Consider the following 12,390-nt stretch of genomic DNA (forward strand, 5'->3'; position numbering starts at 1 on the left):
CTTTTGCTTGACGATCGGCAAAAGTCATTCTAGCTTTAGTGGAAGTGGCATCGCCCTCAGTACGGCAGCACCCCGTCAACGTGGATTCGTCTGCAATCAGGAGAACCAATGAACTACTCGATCCAGCTCTACACACTCCGGAACCAGATCCAGGAGGACCTTTCCGGCACTATCCGTAAGGTCGCGGAGATCGGCTTCACGAAGGTTGAGCCGTACAACTTCGTGGCATCGGCCGCAGAACTCGGGGCTGCACTGAAGGAGAACGGCCTGACGGCGCCGTCCGGGCATGCACCGCTGCTGAGCCAGGACCAGGATGAGATTTTCGCCGCGGCCAGGGAGCTGGGCATCACCACCGTCATCGACCCGTTCATCCCGGCCGAACGCTGGCAGTCCGCCGAAGACATCCAGGCCACCGCGGCCGGCCTCAACGCCGCAGCCAGGAAGGGCGCCGAATACGGCATCCGCGTGGGCTACCACAACCATGCATGGGAGCTGGAGTCCACTATCGAGGGGCGTACGGCCCTGGAGTATTTCGCTGACCTTTTGGACCCCGAAGTTGTTCTCGAGGTGGACACTTACTGGGTTGCCGTGGGCGGCCAGGATCCCGTAGCGGTGCTGGAGCGGCTCGGCGACCGGGTGAAGTTCATCCACATCAAGGTCGGACCGCTGAACACCGACACCAAGGCGCAGCAGCCGGCGGGCCAAGGCAAGGTCGCTGTTCTGGACGTCATCGCCGCCGCCAGGTCCCTCGAGGTGGGCGTGGTGGAGTTTGATGATTACGCCGGGGACATCTTCGAAGGTATCGCCGAGAGCCTCGCCTACCTCAATGCCGCACAGGCCACCGGCACGTCCGGAGCACGCGCATGAGCCACACAGCATCGACCCGCCGCGGCCCGGTGGGAGTTGCCGTCATCGGCGCCGGGAACATCAGCAAGCAGTACCTGGATAACCTCACCGTCTTCCCGGACCTGAAAGTCCTCGTCATCGCCGACCTCTTTGAGGAGACCGCCGAGGCCCGCGCCAAGGAATACGGCATCGCGGAGTGGGGCGGCGTTGACGCGGCACTGAACCATCCGGACGTGGAAATCATCGTGAACCTGACCATCCCGGCGGCGCACGTGGAGGTGGCCACCGCCGCCGTCAATGCCGGCAAGCACGTCTGGACCGAGAAGCCCTTCTCCCTGGACCGCGCCTCCGGGCTTGCCCTGCTCAAAACAGCCGATGCCGCCGGGATCCGCCTCGGCTGCGCCCCGGACACGTTCCTCGGTGCCGGCCTGCAGACCGCACGCCGGCTGATCGAACGCGGCGACATCGGCACGCCATTGACCGCCATGACCACGTTCCAGACTCCCGGTCCGGAATCCTGGCACCCCAACCCGGCTTTCCTTTTCCAGCACGGCGCGGGCCCGCTCTTCGACATGGGCCCGTACTACCTCACCACCTTGATCCAGGCGTTCGGCTCCATCCGCAAGGTGGCCGCCGTCGGCTCCAAGGCCAAGGAATTCCGGGTCATTGGTTCAGGGCCCAAGGCCGGCGAGGAGTTCACCGTCGAAGTGCCCACGCATGTGTCCGCCATGGCGCAGTTCGAGAGCGGGGCGTCCTCGCACAGCGTCTTCTCCTTCGAATCCCCCCGCGTGAGGATGGGCTTCGTGGAAATCACTGGCACGGAAGCCACGCTGTCCCTGCCGGACCCCAACTATTTCGACGGCGACATCCGCCTTTGGCGTGCCGGTGACGAGGACTGGACCACCGTCCCGGCCACGGGACCCGCCAACGGCCGTGGCATGGGCGTCCTGGACATGGCGCGCTCCATCCGCGCCGGGGTGCCGCACCGCGCCACCGGCGACCTGGCCTACCACGTCCTGGATTCTATGGTCTCAATCACCGAATCCATGGAATCCGGAACTTTCGTGGACGTCGAAAGCTCTGCTCCGGCATCCCCAGCCCTCCCTGAGGACTGGGCGCCGGAAGCCGCTACCCTCTAGGAACCCACCATGACTTCACACGAACCAGCGAACAATCCGCGCCCGCAACTCAAAAAACTGGGTGTGGCGATGATCGGTTATGCGTTCATGGGCAAAGCCCACTCGAACGCGTGGCGGAACGTCGCCAGCTACTTCGATGTCCCGGCGTTTGAGCAGAAGGTCCTGGTGGGCCGGGACGCCGCCGGGGTTGCCGAGGCCGCCGGGAAGTACGGCTGGGCTGAAACGTCCACCGACTGGCGGACGGTCATCGAACGCGATGACATCGACATCGTTGACATTTGCGCCCCGGGCTGGCTGCACGCCGAGATCGCGATCGCCGCCCTCGAGGCGGGCAAGCACGTGCTGCTGGAGAAGCCGCTGGCCAACACCCTGGCTGAGGCCATGACGGCAGCAGCGCAGGCTGCCCGGTCAGCAGGAGTGCAGTCCATGGTGGGGTTCAACTACCGGCGCGTCCCGGCCCTGGCCCTCGCGAAGGAGCTGATTGCGGAGGGCAGGCTGGGCACCGTCCGGCACGTCCGTGCCGCCTACTTCCAGGACTGGCTCGCTGATGACAGCGCACCCATGACGTGGCGGCTCAAAAAGGAGACCGCGGGCTCGGGAGCGCTCGGGGACATCGCCTCCCACGCGATCGACCAGGTGCTGTTCCTGCTCGGGGACCAAGTCACCGAAGTGTCCGGCCGGACGCACACGTTCACTACGCAGCGCCCCGGAGCTGCCGGACTGGAGGAAGTAACGGTCGACGACGCCGCTTGGGCAACGCTGTCCCTCTCCTCCGGAGCAATTGCCTCGGTGGAGGTCTCCCGGGTAGCCACCGGCCGGAAGAACTCGCTGAAACTGGAGATCTACGGGGAAAAGGGCGCCATCCTTTTCGATCTGGAGAACCTGAACGAACTGGGTTTCCTGGACGCCACCGTGCCCGTCCGCGAGCAGGGCTTTCGCCGGATTCAGGTCAATGAACCAGAGCATCCGTACCTTGCAGCATGGTGGCCGCAGGGCCACATCATCGGCTGGGAGCACACGTTCACGCACGAGGTCCGCGATTTCCTGTTGGCGATCGACGCCGGGACCGAGCCGTCGCCGTCGTTCGAGGACGGCCTCACCGTCCAGCGCATCCTGAATGCGGTGGAAGAATCCGCCGCCGCGAAAAGTTCCATCATCCAGCTGGCCGGCACCCCGGTCGGCCCGCCGACAGCCCTGACCGCAGCTTCTGAAGGAGCCTGACATGCCCCGCCCCTACACCCTGTTCACCGGCCAGTGGGCCGACCTCCCGTTCGAGGAAGTCGCCAAACTGGCCTCCGGCTGGGGCTACGACGGCCTGGAAATCGCCGTGTCCGGGGACCACCTGGACGCCTGGCGCTGGGACGAACCCGGCTACGTCGAAGCCAAACTCGCCGTCCTGGACAAGTACAACCTCAAGGTCTGGGCCATCTCCAACCACCTCAAGGGCCAGGCCGTGTGCGACGACCCCATCGACTTCCGCCACGAAGCGATCGTCGGCGCGAAGGTCTGGGGCGACGGCGATCCCGAAGGCGTCCGCCAACGCGCCGCCGAGGAAATGAAACACACCGCCAGGCTGGCCAAGGCCCTCGGCGTGGACACCGTCGTCGGCTTCACCGGCTCCTCCATCTGGCAATACGTCGCCATGTTCCCGCCCGTCCCCGCCGCCGTGATCGAGGCCGGCTACCAGGACTTCGCCGACCGCTGGAACCCCATCCTGGACGTCTTCGACGAATGCGGCGTCCGCTTCGCCCACGAAGTCCACCCCTCCGAAATCGCCTACGACTACTGGACCACCGTCCGCACCCTCGAAGCGATCGGCCACCGCGAAGCGTTCGGCCTGAACTGGGACCCGTCCCACTTCATGTGGCAGGGCATCGACCCCGTCTCGTTCATCTGGGACTTCAAGGACCGGATCTACCACGTCGATTGCAAGGACACGAAGCTCCGCCCCACCGGCCGGAACACCGTCCTGGGCTCCCACCTGGCCTGGGGCGACCCCCGCCGGGGCTGGGACTTCGTCTCCGCCGGCCGCGGCGACGTCCCCTGGGAATCCTCCTTCCGCGCCCTCACCGCGATCGGCTACAACGGCCCCATCTCCATCGAATGGGAAGACGCCGGCATGGACCGGCCCCACGGCGCACCGGAAGCCCTCGCAGCGCTAAAGAAGTTCGACTTCCCGCCGTCGAAGACCTCCTTCGACGCCGCCTTCAGCTCCAAGCCCTAGGAGTTTTTGTCCAGATAACGAGAGCAAAAGCGCCTTTTGGGGACGTTATCTGGACAAAAACTCGGAGGAAGCGCACGTAGAATCCCTGCATGACCCACACCATCCGAAAGGCAACAACGGACGACGCCGGCCCGCTCGCCGAACTGGCGGCCGTCACCTTCCCGCTGGCCTGCCCGCCGTCGTCGTCACCGGAGGACATTGCCACGCACGTGGCCAACACGCTCAGCGAAAGGCACTTCCGGGAGAACCTGGCGGATCCTGATGTCACCATCCTGGTGATCGACGCCGACGGCGCCCTCCGCGGCTACAGCCTGCTCGTCAACCGGCCAGCGGAGGATCCGGATGTGGCGTCCTCCCTGAAGGTGCTGCCTTCCATGGAGCTCAGCAAATGCTATGTCCACCCCGAACATCACGGCCTGGGTGCCGCCGCCGAACTGATGCACGCCAGCCTGGAGGCTGCCGCCGAAGCGGGCGCGGCGGGGGTGTGGCTCGGCGTCAACAGCCAGAACGCGCGGGCCATCCGTTTCTACGAAAAGTCCGGTTTCCGCAAGGTGGGCAGCAAGTCCTTCCGGCTGGGAACCACTGTGGAGCACGACTTCGTCCTGGAGCGAGCCGTTTGACCCGACACTGCACCACACCCTCAATGGTGACTAATCTGACACCGCGCCGGGGAATGGCCCCGGGACATCCGCAGTTGTGGCAAGCATGAAGATTGAGATCTGGTCAGACGTCGCGTGTCCGTGGTGCTACATCGGCAAGCGCCGGTTCGAGGCCGCCCTGGCCGAGTTCCCGCACCGCGACGCTGTGGAGGTGAAGTGGCGCAGCTACCAGTTGGACCCCACCCTCCCGGAGCACTATGACGGCACCGAACTGGACTACCTGAGCACGCGCAAGGGCATGGCCCCGGCACAGGTCTCACAGATGTTTAACCACGTCACCGAGCAGGCAAAGGGCGAGGGCCTGGACTACCGGTTCGACCAGGTGGTGGTGGCCAACAGCTTCACCGCCCACCGCCTGATCCACCTGGCAGCCCAGCACGGACTGCAGGATGCCGCCAAGGAACGCCTGCTGAGCGACCACTTCGAGCACGGCAAGGACATCGGCAGCGCCGAGTACCTCACCGCCCTGGGCCAGGATCTGGGCCTCAACACTGCTGAAGTCGCCGAACTCTTCACCACGGACAAATACGCCGACGACGTCCGCTTCGACTTCGAGGAAGCCCGCGCCCTGGGCATCACCGGCGTCCCGTTCTTCGTGATCGACCGCAAGTTCGGCCTCTCCGGCGCCCAGCCTGCCGAGACCTTCACGGCGGCGCTCGACCAGGCCTGGCAGGAATCCCACCCGCTGGTGCTGGTCAATACGGCGGACGGCGAGGCCTGCGGCCCGGATGGCTGCGCAGTCTAACCCCGCCCAATCCAACCCCCGCCCGATGAGTTTTTGTCCAGATAATCCACCCAAATCATGTCTTTGGCGTGATTATCTGGACAAAAACTCCAGGTTTACTGACACATCGCGATAAAGTGTCTGCATGCCTAGGATTTCGGCGGCCAACAACGCCGCGCAACGCGCCGAGACGCAACGCCGGGTCCTGACAGCCTTCGGCGAACTCCTGTTCACGCATGGCCTACCCGGGCTGACCATGACGGACGTCGCCCGGCATGCCGGGGTGGGACGCACCGCGGTCTATAACTATTACGCGGACATCGAAGAGCTCCTGATCTCCTATGCCCTGGATGAGACCGAGCGATTCCTCGCCGAACTCCGGGAGTCACTGAGCACGCTCCAGAACCCCGTCGAACGGCTGGCCCTGTACGTGCGCACCCAGGTGGAGGACCTCAGTCGCCGCCACCTCCCGCCCGGACCGGCGATGGCGGCGGTCCTGTCGCCGTCGTCCTTTGCCAAACTCGCCGATCACGTCGGTGAACTCAGCGTCCTGCTGCAGGGAATCCTCAGGGACGGCATGGCGCAGGGCTACCTGCCGCAAGCGGACATTGGCCAGCAGGCGCAGCTCATCCACGGCACGCTCTCCTCCAGCGCCGCACGCGGCAGCATCGAGCCCGCGGAACTTGAAGCCCGGATCGCGCGGACGGTGCGGTTCATCCAGCTGGGCGCCGGGGCAAGGTTCGACGACGACGGCGCACCCCTGCGCGTTAGCCAGGGTGTGGGGGCCCAGGGTGTGGGGGCCTAGGGTGTGGGGCCGGCCGTCGGAATAACCGGCCACTTGGCATCGTCAGCGATCCTCCGGCTTTCACGCGGGCAACTGAGCGTCCCTGGTGTCTGGTCCACGCGGTCCACGGCGGCGAGCTCCCGGTAATCGTTGGAAAGAATGACGTCAACGCTGGCGTCCGGCCGGCCATCCTGGAAGTAGTCGGAGCCCGGCAGGTTCCGCTGGACGCTGAAGGCGGCAGACTGCCCGGCAGCCCCGGAGACCACCGCAGCCACGCCGCGGAACCCGGCCTCCGTGTTGGCCACGGCCCCCACCACAAACTTCCGGACCAGCAACTCGTCTGCCACAGAGCGGGCTAGCCCGGGGCGGCTGGTGGAGTTGTAGACGTTGAGGTTGATTTTGTCGTTGGGAGTGTAGTCAAAGGTGGCCCCGGGACAGGTGGTCCGGGGCTCATCGCTGCCTGCCGTCGTCGGAAGCTTCAGTTGTCCGTTCATGATGGCCACCGCAACGATGATGGCGCCGGCAATGAGGCCCAGCAGCAAAACCAGGACCACGCCATGCACCACGCGGCGGCGCAACCGCACCGGATTGTCGGGGTCGCCGGCAGCCTCAAAGGTGGCCCGCAGTTCGGGACCGGTGACAACGTGGTGGCCGTGCAGGACGCTGGCGTCCTTGGGTTTCCTAGCCATCTATGACCAGCACGCGGGCGTGGATGGCGGTCCGCTGGTGCAGGGCTGTCCGGACGGCGCGGTGCAGGCCGTCCTCCAGGTAAAGGGTTCCCTGGTACTGCACCACATGGGGGAAAAGGTCACCGAAAAAGGTGGAGTCTTCGGCCAGGAGCGCTTCGAGGTCCAGTGTCCGTTTGGTGGTCACCAATTCGTCGAGGCGGACAGGGCGCGGCGGCAGCGACGCCCACTGTTTGGGCGTGTTGAAACCATGGTCGGGATACGGGCGTCCCTCGCCCACAGCTTTGAAGATCACCATGCCACCCTAGGCACCTTGGCGGCCCAAGAGAAGTGTCCGGCCCGCAGCTTCCCAAGGTTGTAGCCAAACAGTGACCATGTGTCTCATGCCGCGGACATTGCGGCGCGGCAAAGGAACCGATGGTCCCGGCTGACACAATGGAGCCATGACTGCACCCGAATTCCCTGCCGGCACCACGCCCGGCGTCCGCCTGCCGTCCACCCCGCCGCTCGCCCTCCTGCTCGACGTTGACGGACCCGTGGCCAGCCCCGTGACCCGTGACGTGAAACCGGGCATCATTGCGGATCTCGTGGCACTGGCCACCGCCGGGATTCCGGTCGTTTTCAATACCGGCCGCTCCGATGCCTTCATCCGGGAGCAGGTCATGGGGCCGATGATCGCCGCCGGTATTCCCGCCGGGACGGTCATCCACGCCATTTGCGAGAAGGGTGCCGTGTGGTTCAGCTACACCGCTGCCGGGGCCGGCCCCATCCACGTTGATCACGAACTTGCCGTGCCCAAGGCCTACGGCGATGACGTCCGCAGGCTCGTGGCCGAGGACTACTCCAGGCACATGTTTTTTGACGAGACCAAGCGCGCCATGGTCTCCGTTGAGCAGCACATCGAAGTGCCGTCCGCCGATTACCTGGCCGAACAGAAGCTTTTCGATTCCGACGCCATGGACCTGATGACCCGCCACGGCATGGGCGTGGTCCGGCTGGAGCACCACGCACCGAATTCCGACGACGAGGTGGACTACCGCGTGGACCCCACCATCATTTCCACCGATATTGAGTCCGTGCGGCTGGGCAAGGACCTCGGCGCCAGCCGCGCCGTGGAGTTGCTGGCGGCGCAAGGCATCACGCCACAGGCGTGGCGGACCGTGGGTGATTCCCGCACGGACTACGCGATGGCGGACTGGCTGCACCACAATGACCATCCCGTGAAGCACGTTGATGTCCGCCCGGCGGACGGCGTTCCGGTCAAACCCTATGACGTGCTGACGGCCACCGATCTGGGGCTTGGGGAAGATGTCATTCACGACGACGCCGGCGGAGCTTTCCTGCGCAGCTGGCGGGAGGCAATGGTCAGCTGAGCCCGTCCCCGGCCGGCAGCCGCCCGTTTGAGGCCTGCCGTTTTGGCGGTGCCGCTATTATTCAGATAAGAACGCTTACCATTTACCCGCGACGGAGACAACCATTACAGAAGCACCTGTCCAGGACGAGATCTACTACGGCGGCCAGGCGTCCGTAGAACCACGCACCCACGCCGAGGTCACATCTCCGGCGGCTGAGGCGCGACTCAAGCACCGGCCGGACGTCGTCCGGCATAAGGGCAGGTACGCCCTGATCAACCACAACCGGACGCCGTATCAGGCCATGGTTGAGGACCTGTTGTTCCTGCGTGGTGTCCTCGCGGGCGAAGGCCTGGACTACCTGTTGGTCCGGGGCAACAACGACCGCCCGGTCATCGCCCTGGACTGGAAAGACCGCAAGAAGCTGCGGGCCGCCTTGGTGGAGGCCTGCCGCAACGAGCCCGTCTACTCCATGACCGTGGACGCCAAAAAGAAGTCCTCCGTGCTGGTGGCTGACGGGGATCTCTCCCCCAACCGTCAGGCCCGCATCTTCCGCCTCTACCGTCCGCGGGTTGAGCCCGACGGCGGTTTCGAGTTCGGTTCCTCCGCCGGCGTCCAGATTGAGCTTTGGAGCTTTGAGGGCGATCAGCTGATCCTTCCGATCGAAAACTCCCTGACCCGGCGCACCATGCAGTCCCAGGACGCTGTCCGCGGGACGGTTGAACGGTACGGTCACACCTGGCCCACCATCGAGAACATGTTCGCCGACCACGCCAGCGACATCAGCTTCGACATCGATCTGGTCTTCTCCTGGGTTGATGGCAGCTCGCCCGATTACATCGCGGCCCGCCGTGCCCAGCAGAAGGGCGTGATTCTCGGCGAAGGCGACGACAATGAAGCCCGCTTCCGGCAGATCAACGAACTCAAGTACGCCCTGCGCTCGGTGTACATGTTTGCGCCCTGGATCCGCCGTATCTTTATCGCCACGGACTCCCCCGCCCCGGAGTGGCTCGCCGAGCACCCATCGGTGACCATTGTCCGCAGCAAGGAATTTTTCGCCGACCCCACAGTGCTGCCCACCCACAACTCACAGGCAGTGGAATGCCAGCTCCATAACATCGAGGGCCTGTCCGAGCATTTTCTTTACTCGAATGACGATATGTTCTTCGGCCGGCCTGTGGGCCCGGACATGTTCTTCACACCGGGTGGCGTCACCAAGTTCATCGAGGCCGAGACCCGGATCGGACTGGGCGACAACGATGCCGAGCGCAGTGGCTTCGAGAACGCCGCCCGCGTAAACCGCAAGCTGCTCTGGAACCGCTTCGGTCGGATCACCACGCGGCACCTTGAGCACACCGCCGCCCCGCTGCGGCGAAGCGTTGTGGCCAGGATGGAGCGTGAGTTCCCGGAGGAGTTCCAGAAGACGGCGGGCAGCAGGTTCCGCGCCGCGGACAACATCTCGGTCACCAATTCCTTTTACCACTACTACGCCCTGCTCACAGGCCGTGCGGTCACCCAGACCGCGGCCAAGGTGCGTTACGTGGACACCACCGCCCGCGCCGGGCTGAACTACCTGCCCAAGCTGCTGGCCAAGCGGAACATGGACTTCTTCTGCCTCAACGACGGCAGCTTCCCCGAAGTCCCCGCGGACGAGCGCGCCGAGATTGTGACCGACTTCCTGGAGAAGTACTACCCCATCAAGGCGCCCTGGGAGCTCTGACGTTCGCAGCCCTGACGTTGGTCTCGCTGACGTTGGGAGCTCCCGCCCGCCGGGCTATGCATGGCTAGATAGCGTAGTTCGGAAGGGCTACCTTCCTGACGCCTCCTGCTTTCGCGTTGTCAGGGATGCTGACGCCCGCGGCGGCCAGTCGCTCGGCAGTCATTTCCGAGGTGACATGCTCCCCTACGGTGGCCGCGCTCCCCAGCGGAACCACGGAGTGGACAATGGTGTGCTCGTAGACGTGCACCAGGTTAAAGGCCTGCCCGCCGTCCCGGCCGCGGGTACCGCCGACTGCGACGTTGAGGTCCTGGGTGTAGCACGTGGCCGAGGCGACGGAGACAGGAATCCCCGCAAAGGTGGCGGTGGTCGAGTAGTGCAGATGCCCGGCAAGAATGGTCCGGACGTCGGAGTTGCGGACCACGGAGGCCAGGCTTGCCTGATCCCGCAGTTCCACGAGCACGGCAAGGTCCAGGACCGACGGGACCGGCGGATGGTGGAGCGCCAGGATGGTGCCGTCGGGGGCCGGGGTATCCAGCTGGCGGGTGAGCCACCCCAGCTGTGACGGGCTTAGCTCGCCGTGGTGGTAACCCGGGACCGAGGTGTCCATGGTGATGATGCGCAGGCCATTGATGAAGTAGCTTCGGTCCACCGGTGCATCGCTTGCCGGCTCGTCCAGCAGCCCGGTCCGGAAGTTGGCGCGGTTGTCGTGGTTGCCCATGGCCCAGATGACTTGGGCGCCCATGTCTTCGCAGGCGGGATCAACTATTGCCCGGAGCTTTGCGTAGGCTTCAGGGTCTCCCCGGTCGGCGAGGTCGCCCGTGAAGATCACGGCTTCGGGCCGCGCGCCGGAAGCCCTGACCTCTTCAAAAAGCTGAATGAGCTTGGCTTCGCTGTCAACTGCGCCGTGAAGGGGATCCGGACCTCCCAACAGGTGGGGGTCGCTCAGGTGGAGAAGGAAGTGGCGTGGCCGGGGGTGTTCGGCCTCGATGTGCTTCATTGCTGCCTCTGTGGTTGGTGGGAAACGGCGTTTCCCTTCTACCCTTCAGTAACTATTATCCAATCAGACAATTGGCAAACTGTGGGTAAATTGCTGCGGCCAAGTTGGAAAAAACTAAGAATTACGCTCCGGAAAGTTCCGTGATCGCCGCCGGTCCGTCAAATTCGGCCAGTGCCATTTCTATGGCATCGATGACTTCGGCGGAGTCCGGTTCGACGGTGGGCGCGAAGCGTGCCACCACTTCGCCCTTGCGGTTGACCAGGAACTTCTCAAAGTTCCATTTCACCAGTCCGGGCAGCACACCGGCTTTGAACCTGGTCAGCTCGGCATAGAGCGGATGCTGGTCCTTGCCACGCACATTGGCCTTGGCCGTCAGCGGGAAAGTGACACCGAAATTCCGCTCGCAGAACTCGGCGATCTCGCTGTCGGTGCCCGGCTCCTGGCCTGCGAATTGGTTGCACGGGACTCCGAGCACGTCGAAGCCGCGGTCCCGGAACTTCTCGTAAACCGTCTCAAGGCCCGCGTACTGAGGCGTGAACCCGCACTTTGACGCCACGTTCACCACCATCACCACGCTGCCCTTGAACAGTCCGAAATCGGATTCGGTGCCGTCGTTGAGGGTGAGGGGAATGGTGTACAGGTCTGTCACAGCGCCGTCCTTGAAAGGTTGGTCATGCAGGTGATTCGTTGCCAACCATCAAGGGTATGGGTGCAGTCTGGGAGTTTGCCGTCAGGGTCCCGCCGTCTCGGATCCGGTTGCGGTATCTGTATGCGTGGCGGTGGTTGTGGCTGTAGCTGTAGCTGTAGGCGAGGGCGACGCTGTTTCCGCTGAGGACCCGGTACTCGTTGTGGCTGATGGCTCCACCGCTGGCGCCGGCGTTGGCGTCGTGCGCGAGGTAGGCCTGAACGGCCGCGACGTGGAGACAGTGGGCGTCGGGGACGGGGACGCGCTCGTCGTCGGCGCAGGCGAAGTGCCCGTGGGGGTGGGTGAGGTGCCCGTGGGCGTGGGTGACGTCGTCGTCGGCGTTGCGCTTGAGATGTCCGCGGAGGTGGGTGATGACGTCGTCGGCGTTGCGCTTGAGGTGCCCGCGGAGGTGGGTGACGTCGTCGTCGGCGTTGCGCTTGAGGTGCCCGTGGCGGTGGGTGACGTCGTCGTCGGCGTTGCGCTTGAGATGTCCGCGGAGGTGGGTGATGACGTCGTCGGCGTTGCGCTTAAGATGTCCGCGGAGGTGGGTGATGACGTCGTCGGCGTTGCGCTT

At 64.8% G+C, this 12,390-nt stretch carries 14 protein-coding genes; 9 read left to right on the forward strand and 5 right to left on the reverse strand.

What is annotated here, in order from left to right; translation table 11 throughout:
- Positions 1–108: 108 nt before the first annotated feature.
- The 7 genes from AC50YA_RS12410 to AC50YA_RS12440 all read left to right on the forward strand — a co-directional run bounded on the left by AC50YA_RS12410 (position 109) and on the right by AC50YA_RS12440 (position 6,397).
- Positions 109–867 carry a sugar phosphate isomerase/epimerase family protein gene (locus AC50YA_RS12410; RefSeq protein WP_494982572.1) on the forward strand — a complete coding sequence of 253 codons (759 nt, stop codon included), beginning with the start codon at positions 109–111 and terminating at the stop codon, positions 865–867.
- The gene (locus tag AC50YA_RS12415) at positions 864–1,985 is read left to right on the forward strand and encodes a Gfo/Idh/MocA family protein (RefSeq protein WP_494982573.1); all 1,122 of its coding nucleotides are present in this window, start codon (positions 864–866) and stop codon (positions 1,983–1,985) included. The genes AC50YA_RS12410 and AC50YA_RS12415 overlap by 4 nt, the downstream gene beginning before the upstream one ends.
- Before the next feature lie 9 nt (positions 1,986–1,994).
- On the forward strand, positions 1,995–3,206 hold the full coding sequence (locus tag AC50YA_RS12420) for a Gfo/Idh/MocA family protein (protein WP_494982574.1): 1,212 nt from the start codon (positions 1,995–1,997) through the stop codon (positions 3,204–3,206).
- Position 3,207: 1 nt separating this feature from the next.
- Complete coding sequence (locus AC50YA_RS12425; RefSeq protein WP_494982575.1) at positions 3,208–4,209, forward strand: sugar phosphate isomerase/epimerase family protein; 1,002 nt, start codon at positions 3,208–3,210, stop codon at positions 4,207–4,209.
- Positions 4,210–4,298: 89 nt separating this feature from the next.
- A complete protein-coding gene (locus tag AC50YA_RS12430) occupies positions 4,299–4,829 on the forward strand; it encodes a GNAT family N-acetyltransferase (RefSeq protein WP_494982576.1) in 531 nt (176 codons plus the stop codon).
- Positions 4,830–4,914: 85 nt separating this feature from the next.
- A complete protein-coding gene (locus tag AC50YA_RS12435; RefSeq protein ID WP_494982577.1) occupies positions 4,915–5,613 on the forward strand; it encodes a DsbA family oxidoreductase in 699 nt (232 codons plus the stop codon).
- Between the two features lie 124 nt (positions 5,614–5,737).
- Positions 5,738–6,397 carry a TetR/AcrR family transcriptional regulator gene (locus tag AC50YA_RS12440; protein WP_494982578.1) on the forward strand — a complete coding sequence of 220 codons (660 nt, stop codon included), beginning with the start codon at positions 5,738–5,740 and terminating at the stop codon, positions 6,395–6,397.
- Here the strand turns inward: AC50YA_RS12440 and AC50YA_RS12445 are convergent.
- Both AC50YA_RS12445 and AC50YA_RS12450 read right to left on the reverse strand, forming a co-directional pair.
- Positions 6,394–7,065 carry a LytR C-terminal domain-containing protein gene (locus AC50YA_RS12445; RefSeq protein WP_494982579.1) on the reverse strand — a complete coding sequence of 224 codons (672 nt, stop codon included), beginning with the start codon at positions 7,063–7,065 and terminating at the stop codon, positions 6,394–6,396. The genes AC50YA_RS12440 and AC50YA_RS12445 overlap by 4 nt on opposite strands.
- Positions 7,058–7,357: a type II toxin-antitoxin system VapB family antitoxin gene (locus tag AC50YA_RS12450; protein ID WP_058930154.1), complete on the reverse strand. Its 300-nt coding sequence runs from the start codon at positions 7,355–7,357 to the stop codon at positions 7,058–7,060. The genes AC50YA_RS12445 and AC50YA_RS12450 overlap by 8 nt, the downstream gene beginning before the upstream one ends.
- 148 nt (positions 7,358–7,505) lie before the next feature.
- Between AC50YA_RS12450 and AC50YA_RS12455 the strand changes: the two genes are divergently transcribed.
- Together AC50YA_RS12455 and AC50YA_RS12460 are read left to right on the forward strand one after the other, a co-directional pair.
- Positions 7,506–8,435, forward strand: a complete 930-nt coding sequence (locus AC50YA_RS12455; RefSeq protein WP_494982580.1) for a hypothetical protein — start codon at positions 7,506–7,508, stop codon at positions 8,433–8,435.
- Between the two features lie 283 nt (positions 8,436–8,718).
- Positions 8,719–10,134 (forward strand): stealth family protein, encoded by a 1,416-nt coding sequence (locus AC50YA_RS12460; RefSeq protein ID WP_494982581.1) that lies wholly within the window; start codon positions 8,719–8,721, stop codon positions 10,132–10,134.
- A 64-nt stretch (positions 10,135–10,198) separates the two neighbouring features.
- On the opposite strand, the gene AC50YA_RS12465 is transcribed toward AC50YA_RS12460, so the two are convergent.
- The 3 genes from AC50YA_RS12465 to AC50YA_RS12475 all read right to left on the reverse strand — a co-directional run.
- Positions 10,199–11,131 carry a phosphodiesterase gene (locus AC50YA_RS12465; protein WP_494982582.1) on the reverse strand — a complete coding sequence of 311 codons (933 nt, stop codon included), beginning with the start codon at positions 11,129–11,131 and terminating at the stop codon, positions 10,199–10,201.
- Positions 11,132–11,252: 121 nt separating this feature from the next.
- Complete coding sequence (locus AC50YA_RS12470; RefSeq protein WP_494982583.1) at positions 11,253–11,780, reverse strand: glutathione peroxidase; 528 nt, start codon at positions 11,778–11,780, stop codon at positions 11,253–11,255.
- 22 nt (positions 11,781–11,802) lie between these two features.
- On the reverse strand, positions 11,803–12,390 hold a 588-nt coding region (locus AC50YA_RS12475; RefSeq protein WP_494982584.1), incomplete at its 5' end, for a hypothetical protein.

It is taken from the genome of Pseudarthrobacter sp. RHLT3-21 (genome assembly GCF_059383495.1).